We start from the raw sequence: 18,454 nt of genomic DNA, 5'->3' as shown, positions 1-18,454 counted from the left end.
GTGACCGATCTTCTCCAGCAAGTGGTGGAAGGACTGGGATCCGGCGCGGTGTACGCGAGCCTGGCGCTGGCCCTGGTGCTGATCCACCGGTTCACGGGGATCGTCAACTTCGCACAGGGCGAGCTGGCCATGCTCTCCACGTACGTCGCCTGGCAGCTGGTGGCGTCCGGGATGCCGTTCTGGCTGGCGCTGCCGGTCACCCTCGCGGTGTCCTTCGCCGGCGGCATGCTGGTCGAGCGGATCGTCATCCGCCCCGTGCAGGGCGCGCCCGAGCTGACGGTGGTCATCGTCACGGTCGGACTGTTCATCTTCGTCAACGCGCTGGCCGGCCTCATCTGGTCGTTCACCGTGAAGGACTTCCCGCAGCCGTTCCCCGACGGCGGGCTCGACCTGGCCGGGGTGCGTGTGGACTGGTCGACGCTCGGGATCCTCGGCGTGGTGGCCGTCGTGATGGGCCTGCTCTATCTGCTGTTCCAGCACACCTCCGTCGGCCTGGTGATGCGGGCGGTCGCCTCCAACCCCGCCTCCGCCCGGCTGTCGGGCATCCGGGTGGGCCGGGTGCTGATGCTCGGCTGGGGACTGGCCGCGACGGTCGGCGCGGTGTCGGGCGTGCTCGTCGCCCCGGTGCTGTTCCTGGAGCCCAACATGATGGGCGGGGTGCTGATCTACGCGTTCGCCGCGGCCACCCTCGGAGGCTTCGACAGCCCGGTCGGTGCGGTTGTCGGCGGCCTGTTCGTGGGCGTCGCCGAGACGCTGACCGGGGCGTACGTGGACGTGATCGGCGCCGACCTGAAGGTGGGCGTCCCCCTGGCGATCATTCTCGCGGTGCTGCTGGTGCGACCCCAGGGCCTGTTCGGACGGGCGGCGGTGGAGCGCGCATGAGCACGATCACAGCGGCACCCGGCACCGTCCGGGCCCGGCGGCTGCGGGCCGCGCTCACCGTGCTGCTCGCGGTGGCGGTCGCCGTCGGCACACCGTTCTACTTCGCCCCCTTCCAGGTCTTCCAGGTGACCATGGTGCTCGAGTACGCCGTGGCGCTGGCCGGCCTGAACCTGCTGGTCGGCTTCGGCGGGCAGATCTCGCTCGGGCACGGCGCGTTCTTCGCGGCGGGGGCCTACACGGCGGCGGTCATGCTGGACCGGTACGACACCGGTCACCTGGCCACGCTGCCGGTCGCGGCCGCCGGGTGCTTCCTGCTGGGCCTCGGGTTCGGAGTGCCCGCCCTGCGGCTGCGCGGGCTGTACCTGGCCCTGGTCACCCTCTCGTTCGCGGTGTTCCTGCCACCCCTGCTCAAGCGGCTGGAACCGGTGACGGGCGGCTCCATGGGACTGACCGTGGACAAGCTGCAGCCGCCGGCGTGGAGCGGGCTGGCCGAGGACCAGTGGATGTACTTCGTCGTCCTCGCCGTCACCGCGGCGGCCCTGCTGCTCGCCCGCAACCTGCTGCGGTCCCGGGTCGGCCGGGCACTGCGCGCCGTGCGGGACGACGAGAGCGCCGCCGAGGTCATGGGTGTGCGGCTGTCGTTGCACAAGACCCTCGCCTTCGCGTGGAGCGCGATGTTCGCGGGTGTCGCCGGGTGTCTGTACACCTGGGTGATCGGCTTCGTCTCGCCCGACTCCTTCAGTTCCGTTCTGTCCATCACCCTGCTGGCCGGCCTGGTGGTCGGGGGGCTCGCCTCGCTGTACGGGCCCCTGCTGGGCGCGGCGTTCGTGATGTACGTGCCGAGCGTGTCCCAGGACCTGAGCGAGGCGGCACCGGGCGTGGTGTTCGGGCTGCTGATCATCACGGTGATGTTCGTGGCCCCGACGGGACTGGCCGGTCTGCCCGGCCGTGTCCTGGGGGCCGTCTCCCGTCGCCTGGTCACCACCGCCCTCGACCGTACGCCCGACGCCGAATGCGCGCCCGACGCGGAACCGGAGTCCCGGGCCGGATCCGGACCCTCCGCGACCCTCACCGCTGCGGACCCCGCAGTTGTCGACGCCGAACCCGTGGGCGCACCGCCCCGCACGGAAAAGGAATGAACCACATGCGTAAGACGACCGCTCTGCGGGCGACCGCGGCCGCGACCGCCGCCCTGCTCACCATGACCGCCTGCAACGGCCGGCGAGGCCAGGACGCCCAGGACAGCGCCGCCGGTGGCGCGTGCAAGGGCCAGCAGACCACCGGCATCACCGACAGGACCATCAAGCTCGGCGGGATCTACCCGCTGTCGGGGCCCGCCTCCGCGTACGGCACGATCAGCAAGGGCGTGGCCGCCTATTTCGAGTACGTCAACGACAAGGGCGGCATAGACGGCCGCAAGGTGCGGTTCATCGTCCGCGACGACGGCTACCAGCCGCCCAAGGCGGTCGAGGAGGCCCGCAGACTGGTCGAGCAGGACAAGGTCTTCGCCGTGTTCCAGACCCTGGGCACTCCCTCCACGGCGGCTGTGTGGGACTACCTGAACAAGCAGAAGGTGCCGCAGCCGTTCGTCGCCACGGGCGCCTCCGTCTGGGGCACGGACGACAAGCATCCCTGGACCATCGGATGGCAGCCCAACTACGTGGCCGAGGCACGGGTGTACGCCAAGTACCTGAAGGATGCGAAGCCCAAGGCCAGGGTCGCGGTCCTCTACCAGAACGACGACTTCGGCAAGGACCTGCTCGGCGGGTTCGAGAAGGCCGTCGCAGGCAGCGGCGTCAAGGTGGTCGCCGAGGAGAGCTACGAGGTCACCGACCCGTCCGTGTCGGCACAGATGGCGAGCCTCTCCCGCTCCAGGGCGGACGTGCTGCTGGACGTCACCACCCCCAAGTTCGGCAGCCAGGCCCTCGCCGCCGACGCCAGGAACACCAAGTGGAACCCGCTGCACATCGTGAACAACGTGGCCTCGTCCGCCGCCGTGCTCCAGCCCGTCGGGTTCAAGAACGTGCAGGGCGTGGTCTCGGCGACCTACTTCAAGGACCCCGCCGACCCGCAGTGGGCGAACGACCCCGACATGAAGACCTACAGGACCGCCCTGCACAAGTACGCCCCCGACGCCGACCCGGCCAACCAGTTCAACGCCTACGGCTGGGCCGTCGCCTCCAGCCTGCACAAAGCCCTGGACGCGATGAAGTGCCCGACCAGGGAAGGGCTGCGGGACGCGGTGCGCGACCTGAAGGACGTGAAGGTGGGCCTGCTGCTGCCCGGTGTCACCATGACCACGGGCCACGGCGACGCCTTCCCGCTCGAGACGATGCAGCTGATGCGGTTCAAGGGCGCCCGGTGGCAGCTGTTCGGCAAGCCGGTGGACACCCGTAAGGAGTTCGGCCCGCTGACGAAGTGAGCCGGCGGAGGCGAGCCGGCGGGGGCGGTCCCGGTCGATGCCCTGACCTGTGGGGACCGCTCCCGCCCCGCGGAACCGGCGGCGCCACGTCATCAGACGGCGCTCAGCCCTCCGTCCACCACCAGGCTCTGCCCGGTGATGTAGGAGGCGCGGCTGGAGAGCAGGAAGGTGACGGCTTCGGCCACCTCCCAGGCTGTGCCCTGGCGCCCGAGCGGTATGCGGGTGAACGAGGCCGAACGCGACGCCCGCCGGGCCGAGGCCTCGCGGCCCATCGGCGTGTCGATCAGGCCCGGGACGACCAGGTTGGCGCGGATCCCACGCGGTGCACCCTCCTTGGCGACATGGCGGGTGAGACCGAACAGACCCGCCTTGGAGCTGTCGTAAGCGGGTGAGTCGGTGGCCGCGCGCAGTGCGGCCACGGAACCGACGAAGACGATCGATCCTCCGTCGGCGATCGCGGGCAGTCCGTACTTGGCGGCGAGGAAGGGAGCGCCGAGGTTGAGCGACAGCACGCGTTCCCACTGCTGCGGTGAGGTGTCGGCCAGGCCCGCGCCGAGTCCGATGCCGACGTTGACCACGAGCGCATCGAGGGCGCCGAGTTCGCGGAGGGCCTCGGCGATCACGGCCGAGGACTGGCCGGGATCCGTGGCGTCACCGACCACGGGCAGGCCACGGGCGCCCTCCTCAGCCACCAGGGCGGCGGTGGCCGCCGCGGCGGAGGGGGACACGTCGGCGCAGGCCACGGACGCTCCCTGGCGGGCGGCGAGCACGGCCACCGCCCGCCCGTTGCCCACCGGGGCCCTCGGATCGTCGCCTGGACGGGTGCCCGCGCCGATGACCAGTACGTTCCGGCCGGTCAGGGGGCCGTCCGGGCGAGTCGCGGGGTGCCGGGGCTCAGACATCGTCGTGTGCTCCTTCCGTCGCGTCCGCACCTGCTCCGGTGGGCTCGGGCAGGGTTTCCGACGCGTAGCCGGGCTCCAGCCGCGTACCGGCGGAGTTCAGGAAGAACGCGACCATGTGGTACTGACCCACGAGCATGGTGATTTCGATCAGCTGTGCCTCGTCGTGGTCGGCGGCGAGTGCGGACCAGGTGGCCGCGGACAGGCGTGCGTCCCGGTGCAGTTCGTCGGCGGCTCGCAGCAGACGGGCGTCGGCCGGCGACCACCCCTGGGCGTCCGGTCCCGCGCCGGCCCGCTCGATCTCCTCGTCGGTGACCCCGGCCGCCCTGGCCAGCGGTACGTGCCGCCCCCATTCGTAGTCGGCCCGGGTGTTGTACGCGGTGCGCAGGATCAGCAGTTCCCGGGTCCGGTCCGGCAGCCGCCCCTCGCTCAGCAGGTAGCTGCCGAACGGCAGGAAGCGCTCGAAGAGGCCGGGGTGGCGCACCAAGGTGGTGAACACGTGGGCGAGGTGGCCGTCGGCGTCCCGGGGAATCGGGGCGAGCAGCTCCCGGGTGAGCGGGTCCCAGTCGTCCTCGCACAGGGGCGCGAGGCGCGGGCCGGTGTCGGCGGCGAGGCGGTCGGGGCGGTGATGGTGCTCGTCGGGCATGGCGGTCTCCGCACTGGTCGTCCGGGTGGGGCGGTGGCGCGAGGGCGGGTCCGGGCAGAGCCGTTCGGCACCTTGCTGCGTGCGCGCCGAACAACTCCAACCTCCGTCGTGTCACTGTGCTTTCGGAGGCGGGAGGGTGTCGACGGCTCGCCGGCCAAGGGCGGAGGTCGGCATATTGTTCAGTTGGACAACGGCCGGTACCGGAGGGGCGGAGGTGAGATCCATGCCCGAACAGGTGGGCATGGCAGCGCCCCTCGAACGGGTCATCGCCGCGATGGCCGCGCAGCAGAGGCACGTGGGCGGGCGGTTGCACGCGGATCTGACGGACCGCATCCCGGCCTACCGCGCGGTCCCGCGAGAACTCCTGGACCAGATCTGGCATCGGCACTTTCAGCGGGCTCTGGCGGTGGTGCGAGACGGGACGGTGCCCGCGCCGGAGGACTTCGGCGAGGCCGATGTGGCCAGGGACCGGATCGCCCGAGGTGTGCCGCTCAGCGACGGGCTGGGCGCCTTCCGCCGGGCGCTGAGCGCGATACGGGATCTGTTCCTCGCCGAGGCGACCGAACGCGGTCTGGACCCCGGCCTCATCGTCGACCGCACCAAGTGCCTGTGGGAGCTCGCGGACGTCGCGAGCCTGCGGATCGCAGCCGTCCACCGGCAGGCGGAGGTCGACTCCGCCCTGTTCGACGCCCGCCGCCGCGCCGGCTTCCTGCGCGGACTGCTCTACGGGACGCTGAGCGCGGCGCAGATCCACAGCGGCGCGGCGATCTACGGACTGGACCCGTCGCGGCCGTACCGGGCCATCAGAGCCGTCCCGAACGGCAAAGCCGGTCCGGACGCGATCGAACGCGCCCTGGAGTCCCACGGGCACAGGAACGGTCGAGGCGCGCTGCTCACCGTGCTGGACGAGGCTGTCGCCGGAGTCGTCGAGGCAAAGCCGCAGACCGGTGACCTGGAGGTGACGGCGGGGCTCGGCCCGATGACGGACCTGGCCGCGGTGCACCGCTCCTTCCGCGCCGCCGGCAGGATGCTGGAGGCCGCCCGTGCCTACGGTCTGCGTGGCGTGTACGACCTGAGCGACCTGTCCTGGCGGGTGGCGGTCGTCGCCGAACCGGAACTCGCCGAGCTGCTGCTCGACCGCTATCTGCGCCCGCTGGAGGCGGAGGGGGAGTTCGGTGCGCTCATCGAGGAGTCGGTGCGGGAGTACCTGAAGAGGGGACGGCATATCCGCGAAGTCGCCCGCAGCGCACACGTCCATGTCAACACCGTCCGCTACCGCCTGCGCCGTTTCGAGGAGCTGACCGGCAGCAGCCTGGACGCCCCGGACACCGCGGTGGAGCTCAGCTGGGCCCTGGCGGCACGCGAGCTGGGGACGCCTCCACGAGGTCCGGCCCCTACCGGGTTTGAATAGGTCTGCCCGGCATCAGCGGGTTGGTGTGCATGGGGAAACTCCGAGCGGTGTCCAGCGGTGGAGAAGCGGATGACGGAGCTCAGCGAAGGCCATGACGATCCCTTTGCCCTGCACCTCGCCGCCTTGGCGGTGCTCGACGACCGTGGAGTCGTGGTCGGATGGAACCGACGGGCGCAGGAACTGCTCGGCCATCCGGACACAGCCCTGGTCGGCCGTCGGGCATTCGAGGTCCTCGTCGATCCTCGCGATCTTCAGACTGTCCGGGAGGCCGCGGCGAAGTGCAGGAGAGCCGGCGGCTGGTTCGGCGTGCTGAAGGTGCGGCACCGCGACGGGCGGCTGGTGGAGATGGGGATCAGGGTCTATGCGCTCTCCCGCGACGACCGGGTCCGTGAGTGGATCCTTGCCGGCGCACCCGCCGTCGACGTCCTGGAGTGGCAGAGAGACCGTGCGGTTCTCGACGGGTTGTACCGCCGGTGCCCGATCGGGCTGGTCGTCCACGGCCCCGATCTGAGGCTTCTGCGGGTCAACCGGGCCATCGAACGCTTCAGCGGCGTCCCGGCAGCGGACTTTCAGGGGTTGCCCACCGGCTGCTTCCTCCTCCCCGACGACGCACGCAAGGCCGTGGAACGTGTGCGCCAGGTGATGGAGACCCGAAGACCGCTGGTCTACTCCGAGCAGTTCGCTCGCCTGCAGTGGGATCCGACACGCGAGCGGGTCGTGATGGTCTCGTCCTTCCCGATGGAGGATCCCTCCGGCCGCGTCCTGGGTGTGGCCGAGATGATCGAGGACATCACCGAACGCCATCGGGCCCAGCGGCGGCTCGCGCTCCTCGACCAGGCGGGCAGCCGCATCGGAACCACCCTCGACGTGGCGGAGACCGCCCGGGAACTCGCCGAGGTGATGGTGCCTCACCTCGCCGACCACGCGTCGGTGGACCTGCTCGAGCCGGTGACGGGCGGTGAGGAGCCGGCACGCGCCCTTGCAGGGCCGGTGGTCCGACTGGGAGCCTGCAGTGTCGGCGCCCAGCAACCCGGCCCACCCCACCCCCAGGGCGAGCGCGTGGAGTTCGGGCCCGACACACCCCAGGCCAGGTCCCTGGCCGAAGGACGGCCCGTTCTGGAACCGGTGCTCCCGCCCGAGTGGTTCTCGACGGAGGGCCGTCAGGGAACCCACGCTCCTGACCTGGGCGTCCACTCCCTGATCGTGGTACCACTCGCCGCACGTGGCCTGGTGCTGGGCGTGATGACCCTGTGGCGTTCGCGCCGTCCCGATCCCTTCGAGGCGGACGATCTCACCCTCGCCCAGGAACTCGGCTCGCGTGCCGCCGTCGCCATCGACAACGCCCGGCGCTTCACCCAGCAGCAACAGACGGCGTTCACCCTGCAAAGCAGCCTGCTGCCCCGGGGCGTTCCGGACCAGTCGGCTGTCGAGGTGGCCCTGCGGTACCTGCCGGCCAGCGCGGCCCCGGGCCTGGGCGGTGACTGGTTCGACGTCATCCCCCTGTCCGGGGCCCGGGTCGCCCTCGTCGTCGGAGACGTGGTCGGACGCGGCATCCACGCCGCCGCGACCATGGGCCGGCTGCGCACCGCCGTACACACGCTCGCCAGCCTCGACCTGGAACCGGACGAGGTCCTCTCCCGCCTGGACGACCTCGTGAACCTGCTGGCGGCCGAACAGGAGGCAGCCGGCGAACGGCCCGTGGTCGAGCAAGTCGTCGGCGCCACCTGCCTGTACGCCGTGTACGACCCGGTCTCCGGGCACTGCTCCGTGGCCCGCGCCGGTCACCCGCCGCCGGTGGTGACCGCCGAGGACGGACAGGTGGCCCCGCTCGACCTGCCCGCCGGCCCACCGCTCGGCCTGGGCGGGCTGCCGTTCGAGTCCCGGGAGATCGAACTGGCCGAGGGAAGCCTGCTGTGCCTGTACACCAACGGAGTCATCGGCGAACGCCACATCGACGCCGACACCGCCCTGACCAAGCTGTGCGCAGCGCTCAGCCGCCCTGCGGACGCCCTGGAACGGACGTGCCAGGCGGTGGTCGACTCGCTCGTGCCCTCGCGCCCCAGCGACGACGTCGCTCTGCTGGTCGCCCGCACCCGCAGGCTGCCACCGGACGACGTCGCTTCCTGGCGGCTGCCTCCGGAGCCGGCCAGCGCGGCCCGGGCTCGGGAGCTGATCACGGCCAAGCTGACCGAATGGGGGCTGGAGCACCTGGCGTTCACCACCGAGCTGATCGCCAGCGAACTGGTCACCAACGTCTACCGGTACGCCGGCGGTCCCGCGACCCTGCGGCTGATCCGGGAACGGAGTCTGGTGTGCGAGGTCGGGGACACCAGCCACACCTCACCCCACCTGCGCCGCGCCCGTACCACGGACGAGGGCGGGCGCGGCCTGTTCCTGGTGGCCCAGATGGCCGAACGCTGGGGTACCCGCTACACCCGCGAGGGCAAGACCGTGTGGACCGAACAACCACTGACCGGCACGCTCACCTGACCGTCGCGGGCCGGGCGGACCACAGCGGCGGCCCCCCGGGACCGCTGTGGTTCCGCCTCCGCCGAGTGGTCACTCGGCCGCGGCGAGCAGCCGTGCCTCGCTCTCCTCGTACAACCGCCGGTTCTCGTGGCTGTGGGCGGGGCGCCGCCGGTGGTCCAGACGGCTGCCCAGCCATCCCGCCAGATATCCGAACGGGACGGAGACCAGTCCGGTGGACTGCATGGGGAACAGGTGGAAGTCGGCGTGCGGGAAGACGGCGGCAGGGGTGCCGGAAACGGCCTTGGAGAAGACCATGAGCAGCAGCGCGCAGGCCGCGCCGCCGTAAAGGGTGGCCAGCAGGCCGGTGCGCGTGAAACCTCGCCAGAACAGGGAGTAGGTGAGCGCGGGCGCGACCGCCGATGCGCCCACACAGATGGCCAGAGTGGTCAGCACGCCGACGTCCCAGTTCTGCACCAGGGTGGAGAGCCCGATGGCGACGATCCCGACGGCCACGCTCGTCCACACCGCCACCGTCATCTCCGTTCGCGGCTCGGCGTTTCCGCGTCGCGCCGCATGGGCGAACAGGTCGTGGGCGAGTGACGAGGCCGCGGCCAGGGTCATCCCCGCGACCGACGACAGCAGCGTGATGAACACCATGCCCGCCACCGCCGAGTAGAGAATGGTCGAGCCGACCGAGCCGGGGGCTCCGCCGAGCACCTGCGAGAGCATGAGCACCGACGTTCTGCCGTGCGGGTCGGTCGCGGTGATGTAACGCGACCCCACCAGCGCCGCCGCCCCCGTACCCATGACAATCACGAGCAGGCAGAACGTGGTGACCGTGCCCACCGCCCACGACATGGAGCGGCGCACGGCCGGCACGTCCTGCGCGGAGTACAGACGCATCGTGATGTGGGGCAGGCAGGCCACGCCGAGAACCACGGTGATCTGGAGACCGGCGAAGTCCAGCCGGTCGAGGGCCGAGGTGCCCAACTGGAGGCCCTGTTGCAGGAAGGCGGGGCCGGTGCCGCTGCCCTGCTGGGCCGCCCTGAGGACGTCGCCCGGGTTCCAGTCGAAGCGGTTCAGCACGAGGGCGGCGACGACGACGCTGGTGCCGAGCAGGAGCACGATCTTGATCATCTGGATGAGGGCGGTGCCTCGCATGCCACCGAGCGCCGCGTAAATGATCATCAGGCTGCCGACGATGACGATGCACGCCGTCCTGGCGCCCGCCACGTGCGGGATGTCGAGGATGAAGGTGAGCAGCGACCCGGCGCCGGAGAGCTGGACGACCAGGAAGGGCAGCGTCGCCGAGAGCGTCACCACGCAGGCGGCGACGCGCACGGCCCGTCCGGGCATGTTGCGGGCCAGGACGTCGCCCATGGTGAACCGGCCGGCGTTGCGCAGAGGTTCGGCCAGCAGGAACATCAGCAGCACCAGAGACAGGGCGGTGCTGACCGCCAGGACGTAGCCGTCGTATCCGGCGAGCGCGATGATGCCGGTGGTGCTCAGCACGGTGGCCGCGGAGATGTAGTCGCCCGCGATCGCCAGGCCGTTCTTGAGCGGGGTGAGGGAGCGGTAGCCGGTGTAGAAGTTCGTCAGGTCCTCCCGGTCCGGTCCCGCCATCACGCACATCAGCAGCGTGACCGTGACCAGTGTGGTGAACAGGACCAGGACGGTGGCCTGGGTACCGGAGCCGAAGCCGTTCATCTCGCCACCCCCGTGTGCCCGTTGGCGGGGGCCGCCTGCTCCCTGACGGCGCGGGCCAGCGGATCCACCGAGCGTTGTGCACTGCGTCCGTACCAGAAGACCGCCGCGAAGGTGACGATGAGCTGGAGTACCCCCAGGGCCATTCCCAGGCTCAGCTCTCCGGCGATCCTGGCGCCCATCAGGCCGGGAGCACCGCAGGACAGCACGACGTACACCACGAAGGAGCCGAGTGCGGCGAGCGTGGAGATCCGGCGGAGCAGGCGGTAGGCCGAGCGCAGGGCGGCGAGGTCGGCACCGTGCCGACGGGTCTCGGGCGCATACGGCTCGTCCCAAGGGGCTTGCGCGTACGGCTCGTACCAAGGGGCGCTGTGTTCTGGTGGCGGGTAGCGGTTCTCGTCGGCGAATGTCATCGCATGGCCTTCCGCTGCGGCTCGGGTCCGTGGAAGTGGACTGGCGGGGAACGATGTGGCGGCGCACGATACCGACCGGTTGGGATGTCTGTAAGGCGGCCGGGGGTCACGTTTTGGGGTCGGTGTGCTCACGCCGCCGTGTGGCGGACAACACATGTCCCGACATACCTACCGGTCGGTACCCTGCGGCGAAGCCGTGAACGACAGGAGGCGCGATGTCTGCGACCAACCGCCGGATCCGTCTGGCAGCCCGACCCGTGGGCGAGGTCAAACCCGAGGACTGGCAGCACTGTTCAGAGCCCGTCGACGAGCCGGGCCCGGGCCGGTTCGCGGGCCGGACGCGCGTCATCTCCCTGGACCCGGCGATGCGGGGCTGGCTGGACGACCGTCCCTCCTATCTGCCTCCGGTCGGCATCGGCGAGGTGATGCGCGCCGGATCGGTCATCGAGATCACCGCATCCAACCATCCCGACTTCCAGCCGGGCGATCACGTGGTCGGCACGTTCGGCGTCCAGGAGTACGTGGTCTCCGACGGCAAGGGCGCCATGAAGATCGACACCTCCCTCGCCCCGCCCTCGACGTATCTCGGTGCGCTGGGCATGCCCGGCATGACCGCCTACTTCGGCCTGCTGGACGTCGGGGCACTGAAGGACGGCGAGACCGTCGTGGTGTCGGGCGCGGCCGGGGCCGTCGGCAGCATCGCCGGTCAGATCGCGAAGGCCAAGGGGTGCCGGGTCGTGGGCATCGCCGGCGGGCCGGAGAAGTGCGCCCTGCTCATCGACGAGCTGGGATTCGACGCGGCGATCGACTACCGCGCCGAGGACGTCAGGAAGGCGCTGCACCGGGAGGCCCCCGACGGCATCGACGTCTACTTCGACAATGTCGGAGGGGACATCCTCGACGCGGCCCTGACGCGACTGGCGATGCACGCGCGAGTCGTGGTCTGCGGTGCGATCAGTCAGTACAACAACGCCACGCCGGTCAAGGGCCCGTCCAACTACCTCTCGCTGCTGGTGCGCCGCGCCCGCATGGAGGGCTTCGTCGTCTTCGACTACGCCAAGCGCTACGCGCAGGCCGCGCAGGACATCTCCGCCTGGATCGCGGCCGGTCGCATCAAGGTGAAGGAGCACGTGGTGAGGGGGAGCGTGGACGACTTCCCCGAGACACTGCAGATGCTCTTCCGCGGCGAGAACGTCGGCAAGCTCGTCCTGGAGCTGGCATGACCACCGTCGAGAGCGTCGCCGCGGCCCGGCCGGGACAGACGGAAGGCGCCGCGCTCCAGGGAAAGGTGGCCATCGTCACCGGAGGCGCCAGTGGACTGGGCCGGGCCACGGCACTGACGCTGGCGAAGGCGGGGGCACGCGTGGTCGTCGCGGACCTCGACGCCCGGGGCGGCCGCGAAGTGGCCGACATGATCGGCGGCCATTTCCGCGCCTGTGACGTCTCCGACCCGGACGCCAACCGTGCGCTGGTGGACTTCACCGAGGAGACCTGCGGCGGTGTCGACATCGCGTTGCTCAACGCCGGGGTGGCGACCGGATGCGGGCTCGGTGAGGACTTCGACCTGGCCCGCTACCGTCGCGCGATGGGAGCCAACCTCGACGGCGTGGTCTTCGGCACCCATGCGCTGCTGCCGGCACTGCGGGCCCGCGGTGGCGGGGTGATCGTGGCGACCGCGTCGCTGGCGGGCCTGGCGGCCGTACCGCTCGACCCCCTGTACGCGGCCAACAAGCACGCGGTCGTCGGACTCGCTCGCTCCCTGGGGCCCGCTCTCGCGCCGGACAACGTGCGGTTCAACGCCGTCTGCCCCGGGTTCGCCGAGTCGCGGATCATCGATCCGCTGCGCGACATGCTCTCCGAGCAGTCGATGCCGATCATCCCGGCTCAGGTCGTGGCGGACACGGTGCTGCGGATCGTCACCGGCGACGGCACCGGGGAGTGCTGGTTCATCCAGGCCGGCCGCGACCCGGAGCCGTTCCGTTTCCGCACCGTCCCCGGCCCGGGCAAGCTCGTCGGCACATGAGAACGGAAAGGCCCCGGGCGTCCGCCTTCGGGCGCTACCGGCGGGATCGGTGCGCGCGCACTCCCGCCAGCGCGGTCAGCACGGTGTCGTTGGCCTTCCGGTTGCCGACGGTGAGCCGGAGTCCCTCGCCGGTGTAGTGGCGTGCCTGGACACCGGCGTCGGTGAGCGCCGCCGCGCCCTCGTCGATCGGATCGGGCGCGGCGAGCCACACGGAATTGGCGTGGCCGGGGGGTACGCACCAGCCGAGGGACACCAGCTCACCCCGGAGCCGTTCGCGTTCGGCGACGATGGTGTCCACGCGTCGGCGCAGCTGGCCTTCGGCCCGCAGAGAGGCCTTCACCGCCGCCGTTGCCACCGCGTTGATACCGAAGGGAAGCTGCTGCCGACGGATCGCTGACACCAGGCCGCGCGCGCCGAGCGCGTAGCCGACCCGCAGGGCGGCGAGGCCGTAGGCCTTGGAGAAGGTGCGCAGCACCAGCAGGTTGGGGTGTGCGTCCAGGAGCGCGGGCGTGTCCGGCAGGTCGGTGTCGCGGGCGAACTCGATGTACGCCTCGTCCAGGAGCACGGTGACGCGCCGGGGAACCTGACGCAGGAACGCCGCCAGTGCGTCGGCGGTGACGAGGCTTCCGGTGGGGTTGTGCGGATTGCACAGCACCACGACGCGGGTGCGGTGGTCGAGCGCAGCGAGCAGCGCGCCCAGATCCTGGTGTCCGTCCGGCGACAGGGGTACGGGGACAGGCTGAGCGCCGACCATGGCGGCCAGCAGCGGGTAGGCGTCGAAGGTGCGCCAGGCGTAGGCCACGGCGTCACCGGGCCGGACCACTGCCCGGAGCAACTGCAGGGCCACGCCGACCGATCCGCTGCCGACCGCGACGCGGTCGGGGGTCACCCGGCACCACGCGGCGATCCGCTCGGTGAGGTCGTCGGGGTGGAACGGCGGGTAGCGGTGGGCCTGTGCGACGGCCCGCCGCATCGCCTCGCCTACCGAGGGCAGCGGAGGATACGGGCTCTCGTTCAGGGCAAGCCGGTGCAGCACGGGGAGGTCCATGGCTCAGTCCCGTCCGCCGTGCCAGCGAACGGCGACGGCACCGGCGAAGTCGCCCGCGTGGGCGAATCCCCCGAGCACGACCAGGTCGCCGTCCGCCACCTGCCGGGAGCCGATCGCGTGGTCCAAGGTGACCGGGATCGCCGCTCCGAACAGATTCCCGCACTCGTCGAAGGTGTTCAGGTGCCGTTCGGCCGGCAGTTGCAGCGCCTCTCGCCAGTTGCGCAGGAAGGTGCGGTTGGGCTGGTTGGTGATGAGGGCGTCGATATCGGTGCTCGCCACGCCGATCCGCCGGCACAGGTCGGTGACCACCTCGGGGACGAGGCGGTTCCCGCGTGCCAGGACCTTCGCGACGCTCGCGTCGGTGAACCCGATCCGCAGCTGGGACTCTCCCGGCTCCCAGTACTTGCGGCCGTCGTCGACCGCCACGGTCATGTCGCCGGCGTACGCGCCGATGTGCCGCGTCTCCACGTCGAGGACCGGCGACTGTGCCGACGTCGTCACGTACCCCACCCCGCAGCCGTCGCCCGGGATCGCGGCCTGGGCGAGTTTGCGCACCTCGGACTGGGTGAACCATTGCCCGGCGGCACTTTGCGCGTTGCAGATCAGCGCGGTCTTCGCGTCGGTGGAGGTGAGGATCTGCCGGGCCAGTTTCACCATGTACACGAAGGACGCGCAGCCGGCGTTGGCCACGTCGACGAGCCACTCCGGGTTCAGGCCCAGCCGGCGCGCCACCTCGGTTCCGGCGCCCACGAACGGCAGGTCCGGCAACTGGCTGTGCACCAGCAGCACGTCGACGCCTCGGATCTCGGCCGCGCCGTGCCGTTCGATCAGGGGCTGTACGGCGCGCTCGACCATGTCCGCGTTGGTCTCGTCCCTGGCCACGTGGTGCCGTAACGGCGGGACTTTGAACATGGGGTGGTTGCGGAGCTTGTCCTCGGCTCCGGGGAACTCCGTGTAGAAATCGGCGGGGACCGGCTCGCCGGGCAGGTAGCTCGCGACGTCGGTGAGGCTGACCGTGGTCACCGCGCCACCGCCTTCCGCGGAGCCGAGCCGACCGCCAGGCCGCCCCGGTGGCGGTGTTCCAGGATGGCCTTGAGGTTGTGCATCTCCACGGTGTGCCCGGCGTAGAAGAGGTCCCAGTAGTCGCCCACCCAGGGCCGGCCCGGGCGGGGAGCCAGGTCGGGATGCGGGTTGTCGTCGTAGTAGGGGTGCCGGCAGTTGGTCCAGGTGATCACCGAACCCGGCCTGTCGAGTACCAGCCGGGCCGGGACGACCCGCATCAGGTAGATCATCCACAGCTTCTCGCCCTGGTCCCAGGAGCAGTGGTAGTCGACGGTCATGGCCTCGGGGTTCGCGAGCACCTTGCAGTAGATCCTGGTGTCGTCCTCCAGCCGGTCGTGACCGACCCACAGCCCCGGGGTGCCGGTGGGCGCGAAGCCCCGCAGACTGCAGGTCCACTCCTCCAGATGGTGCCCCCGGCTCAGGTAGTCGTAGGCCTGCTCCGGGGGGCAGTCGACGTACTCGTGGATGGTGCAGTACCGCCCGTAGACCTGATGGTGGGGGTAGACCGCGTGGGTGAGTTCCATGCAGTGGGCGGTCAGTTCCTCCTTGCCGGTGTTCTCGATCCGGACCAGGCCGGGGATGTCAGCCAACGTGGACGACTCCTCGCTCATCTGAACCCTCCTTGCTGTCGGTGGCTTCGGTGAAGGACTGGAAGGGAAGGAACGGCGGGATCTCCCGCGGGTCGCAGTCCACCGCGACGAACGCCGGGCCGCCGCGCGCGTTGCCGCGCAGCAGTGCCGTACGCAGGTGCGCCGCGTCGGTGGCTCCCGTGGCCCGAAGGGACGGGAAGGCGGCGGCCACGCCGGCGGCGAGGTCGGTCCGGGCGAACAGGTCGTCGCCGCGGACGCCGCCCTGGAGGAACTGCTCCCGCAACGCGCACATGGCATGGGCGTTGTTGTTGAAGATCACGAACGTCACGGGTGCGTCGTACTCGACGGCGGTGTGCACTTCCATGCCGTGCATGAAGAAGGCCCCGTCGCCGGCGAGGACGTAGGTGCGCCGGCCGGTGGCGAGCGCGGCGCCGATACCGGCGCCGAAGGTGTAGCCCATGCCGCCCATGCCGACGGCCACCACGAAGCGGCCGTGGCGCGGTGCGGGGAGGAGATGGATCGCGCTGGCACCCGCGTTGCCGGCGTCCACGAAGACGTGTGCGTCCTGGGGGAGTGCCGCCGCCACCGCGGCGACCGCCTGGGCGTGGGGGACGGTTCGCTCCCGGGCCTGGAAGAGCGGACCCGGCATGGGTGTGGGAAGGGGGCCGGTGTGCGGCGGGCAGGGGCGTGGGCGCGACGGCAGCCGGAGGGTCACCGCGCGCAGCGCGTCCCGCAGGTTCCCACCCAGGGCGGTGCCTGCCACGAACGGCGGTTCGGGGCCCAGGGACACGACTTCGGTGGTGGCGAGGGCCTTGTCGAGACCGCCGCGTGCCAGGAGCGGCAGCCGGGTACCGACCAGCAGGCACAGGTCGGCCCGCCGCAGACAGTCCTCGACGTTGGCGTGGCCCATCACCCCGGCCACGCCCGCGAACCGTGGATCACGGTTGTCGAAGACGTCCTTGGCGTCCGGGGTGACCGCCACCCATGCCCCGAGGCGCCGGGCCAGTTCGGCCAGATCCCCACGCATGTCGGCGGCGGCGACATCCTCACCGGCGATGACGAGGACGCGACCGGCCCCGCGAAGGACGTCCGAAACGGCCCTCACGGCGGCTGCGTCGAGCCGCGCCGCGAATGCCGCCGCGGGACCGCCCGGTGTCGGGGCCGTGTCGCGGGAGGACACCAGGATCCGCGCCTGCTGCACATCCTTGGGCAGCAACAGCACGGCCGGCCCGCGGGGATCGGCCTGCGCCGCCGCGACCGCCCGGGGGAGCAACTCCCCGAGCGAGTCCGGGTCGTCGACCCGGGCGCAGAACCGGGAGACGGGCGCGAAGACCTCCCGTGCGTCGAAGGAGCCGGCCCTGCCGCTGGAGTCCTGGAACGCCCCGTGCCCCTCCTGGCCGGTCGGCGGCTGGCCCACCAGGGCCAGCACGGGCACCCGGGAGGCGTACGCCTCCGCCAGACCCGGTACGAGATTCATCGCCCCACCGCCCGAGGTGGCGGCAACGACGCCGAGGCGCCCGGTGGTACGTGCGTACCCGTCGGCCATGGTGACGGCGGAGAACTCGTGTTTGGCGACGACGCCCCGGACGGCGCCGCCGCGGTGCACCGCGTCAAACAGGTCCTCGATGTTCGCGCCGCCGACACCGAACATGTGGGTGACGCCGGCCCGGACGAGTTCCCCGGCCAGAAAGTCGACCAGACGTACCGTTTCCGCCTCGCGTAATCCCGAGGTCGTGGGGGTCATGCGGGGCTCCCCTCCCGCTCGTGGTGCCGGTCGATGAAGCCGCACGGCGAGATCACCTGGAAGCGGTGCCGGTACTCCTTGGGGGTGAGGCCCAGGGTTCGTCCGAAGGAGCGGAAGAACGTCTCGGTGGTGGCGAATCCGCAGCGCCCGGCTATCTGGCCGATCGTCAGGTCCGTGGTCTCCAGCAGTTCGCGTGCGCGGGCGATCCGCGTCCGCTCGACGTACTGGCCGGGTGTCGCGCCCACCTCGCGCCGGAAGACCCGGGCGAAGTTGCGCTGGCTCATGTTGGCCCGCCGCGCGATCTCGGCCACGGGCAGCGGACTGTCGAGGTTCTCCAGGATCCACTCCTGTGCCGCCCGGATCGGCGGATGGTCGGCCAACTGGGCGTCGAGGACGGCGCTGTACTGGGACTGTCCTCCGTGTCGCTTGAGGAACAGCACCAGAAACCGTGCCGTCTCCAGAGCGAGCGCCGATCCGTGATCGGCCTCCACCAGAGCCAGCGCCATGTCGATGCCCGTCGACACGCCCGCGGAGGTCACGAAGGGGCCGTCCCAGACGAAGATCGGCTCGGCGTCCACCGTCACATCCGGATAGCGGCACGCCATCGCCTCGCTGTACGCCCAGTGCGTGGTGGCGCGCCTGCCGTCGAGGAGGCCCGCCTCGGCCAGCAGAAAGGAACCGCCGCATACGGAGGCGACCCTGCGCGAGCGGGCCGCCGCCCGGCCGATCCAGGACACGAGCGCCTGGTCCCGGAGCGCCTCGTTGAGACTCCATCCGCCCGGCACGAGCAGCGTGTCGATCGGGCCCTGCCCCGCCTCCAGCGGCGAGGCCTCCACCACCACGCCCGAACTCATGCGCACCAGTGGTGCGTCGGCGGAGATGAACTCGGTCCGGTAGGGGGTGCCCGTGGCGCCCAGGAGCCGGTTCGCCGTATCGAACACTTCGATCGGTCCCGTGATGTCCAGGGCCATCGCGCCCGGGTACACCACCACAACAACACGTCGTTCCAACACGGTCACAGCCTGTATCGGATGTCGTACTGGCTGCAATGACAGATTATTGACGTATCCGGCCATCAAGTGGCGTCGCACGGGTACGCAGGCCGCTGGTGAGGCGGTTCGCGCGCCGGGCAGGCGGCGAG

16 protein-coding genes are annotated in these 18,454 nt (G+C 71.0%); 7 read left to right on the top strand and 9 right to left on the bottom strand.

The genetic code is table 11. From position 1 onward, the window contains the following. From ACQPXS_RS08065 to ACQPXS_RS08055, 3 genes are read left to right on the top strand one after another with little or no spacing between them, the layout of a single operon-like run. The gene (locus ACQPXS_RS08065) at positions 1-882 is read left to right on the top strand and encodes a branched-chain amino acid ABC transporter permease (RefSeq protein ID WP_433448345.1); all 882 of its coding nucleotides are present in this window, start codon (positions 1-3) and stop codon (positions 880-882) included. After that, positions 879-2,021 (top strand): branched-chain amino acid ABC transporter permease, encoded by a 1,143-nt coding sequence (locus ACQPXS_RS08060; protein WP_433448343.1) that lies wholly within the window; start codon positions 879-881, stop codon positions 2,019-2,021. The genes ACQPXS_RS08065 and ACQPXS_RS08060 overlap by 4 nt, the downstream gene beginning before the upstream one ends. Before the next feature lie 5 nt (positions 2,022-2,026). Then, entirely contained in the window at positions 2,027-3,304 is a 1,278-nt protein-coding gene (locus ACQPXS_RS08055; RefSeq protein ID WP_433448341.1) for an ABC transporter substrate-binding protein, read from the top strand. Positions 3,305-3,396: 92 nt separating this feature from the next. Here ACQPXS_RS08055 and ACQPXS_RS08050 read toward each other — a convergent pair whose 3' ends face one another. Together ACQPXS_RS08050 and ACQPXS_RS08045 are read right to left on the bottom strand one after the other, a co-directional pair. Further along, positions 3,397-4,206, bottom strand: a complete 810-nt coding sequence (locus ACQPXS_RS08050) for an SDR family NAD(P)-dependent oxidoreductase (RefSeq protein WP_433448339.1) — start codon at positions 4,204-4,206, stop codon at positions 3,397-3,399. Continuing rightward, entirely contained in the window at positions 4,199-4,849 is a 651-nt protein-coding gene (locus ACQPXS_RS08045) for a carboxymuconolactone decarboxylase family protein (RefSeq protein WP_433448337.1), read from the bottom strand. The genes ACQPXS_RS08050 and ACQPXS_RS08045 overlap by 8 nt, the downstream gene beginning before the upstream one ends. A 223-nt stretch (positions 4,850-5,072) precedes the next feature. On the opposite strand from ACQPXS_RS08045, the gene ACQPXS_RS08040 reads away from it, so the two are divergent. Both ACQPXS_RS08040 and ACQPXS_RS08035 read left to right on the top strand, forming a co-directional pair. Then, positions 5,073-6,260, top strand: coding sequence for a PucR family transcriptional regulator (locus ACQPXS_RS08040; protein ID WP_433448335.1), 1,188 nt, complete (start codon positions 5,073-5,075; stop codon positions 6,258-6,260). Between the two features lie 69 nt (positions 6,261-6,329). Further along, positions 6,330-8,750: a SpoIIE family protein phosphatase gene (locus ACQPXS_RS08035; protein WP_433448333.1), complete on the top strand. Its 2,421-nt coding sequence runs from the start codon at positions 6,330-6,332 to the stop codon at positions 8,748-8,750. A gap of 69 nt (positions 8,751-8,819) precedes the next feature. On the opposite strand, the gene ACQPXS_RS08030 is transcribed toward ACQPXS_RS08035, so the two are convergent. Both ACQPXS_RS08030 and ACQPXS_RS08025 read right to left on the bottom strand, forming a co-directional pair. Then, positions 8,820-10,436 carry a cation acetate symporter gene (locus tag ACQPXS_RS08030; protein WP_433448331.1) on the bottom strand — a complete coding sequence of 539 codons (1,617 nt, stop codon included), beginning with the start codon at positions 10,434-10,436 and terminating at the stop codon, positions 8,820-8,822. Continuing rightward, on the bottom strand, positions 10,433-10,846 hold the full coding sequence (locus tag ACQPXS_RS08025; protein ID WP_433448329.1) for a DUF485 domain-containing protein: 414 nt from the start codon (positions 10,844-10,846) through the stop codon (positions 10,433-10,435). The genes ACQPXS_RS08030 and ACQPXS_RS08025 overlap by 4 nt, the downstream gene beginning before the upstream one ends. A gap of 215 nt (positions 10,847-11,061) precedes the next feature. Here ACQPXS_RS08025 and ACQPXS_RS08020 point away from each other — a divergent pair, with 215 nt between their 5' ends. Both ACQPXS_RS08020 and ACQPXS_RS08015 read left to right on the top strand, forming a co-directional pair. Further along, on the top strand, positions 11,062-12,069 hold the full coding sequence (locus ACQPXS_RS08020) for an NADP-dependent oxidoreductase (protein WP_433448327.1): 1,008 nt from the start codon (positions 11,062-11,064) through the stop codon (positions 12,067-12,069). Further along, positions 12,066-12,869, top strand: coding sequence for an SDR family NAD(P)-dependent oxidoreductase (locus ACQPXS_RS08015; protein WP_433448325.1), 804 nt, complete (start codon positions 12,066-12,068; stop codon positions 12,867-12,869). Before ACQPXS_RS08020 ends, ACQPXS_RS08015 begins: the two co-directional genes overlap by 4 nt. 34 nt (positions 12,870-12,903) lie before the next feature. On the opposite strand, the gene ACQPXS_RS08010 is transcribed toward ACQPXS_RS08015, so the two are convergent. The 5 genes from ACQPXS_RS08010 to ACQPXS_RS07990 are packed head-to-tail and all read right to left on the bottom strand — an operon-like array spanning position 12,904 to position 18,326. Then, entirely contained in the window at positions 12,904-13,917 is a 1,014-nt protein-coding gene (locus tag ACQPXS_RS08010) for a histidinol-phosphate transaminase (protein WP_433448323.1), read from the bottom strand. A 3-nt stretch (positions 13,918-13,920) separates the two neighbouring features. Continuing rightward, a complete protein-coding gene (locus tag ACQPXS_RS08005) occupies positions 13,921-14,940 on the bottom strand; it encodes a ketoacyl-ACP synthase III family protein (RefSeq protein ID WP_433448321.1) in 1,020 nt (339 codons plus the stop codon). Further along, complete coding sequence (locus ACQPXS_RS08000; protein ID WP_433448319.1) at positions 14,937-15,590, bottom strand: SRPBCC family protein; 654 nt, start codon at positions 15,588-15,590, stop codon at positions 14,937-14,939. The genes ACQPXS_RS08005 and ACQPXS_RS08000 overlap by 4 nt, the downstream gene beginning before the upstream one ends. Beyond that, positions 15,562-17,313, bottom strand: a complete 1,752-nt coding sequence (locus ACQPXS_RS07995; protein WP_433448317.1) for a thiamine pyrophosphate-binding protein — start codon at positions 17,311-17,313, stop codon at positions 15,562-15,564. The genes ACQPXS_RS08000 and ACQPXS_RS07995 overlap by 29 nt, the downstream gene beginning before the upstream one ends. After that, the gene (locus tag ACQPXS_RS07990; protein WP_433448315.1) at positions 17,310-18,326 is read right to left on the bottom strand and encodes a GlxA family transcriptional regulator; all 1,017 of its coding nucleotides are present in this window, start codon (positions 18,324-18,326) and stop codon (positions 17,310-17,312) included. Before ACQPXS_RS07990 ends, ACQPXS_RS07995 begins: the two co-directional genes overlap by 4 nt. Positions 18,327-18,454: the final 128 nt, after the last annotated feature.

Source organism: Streptomyces sp. CA-142005, assembly GCF_050942335.1.
Lineage (GTDB): Bacteria > Actinomycetota > Actinomycetes > Streptomycetales > Streptomycetaceae > Streptomyces.
The sequence above is the reverse complement of the archived record's forward strand: the minus strand, read 5'-3'. Positions and strand labels throughout refer to the sequence as shown.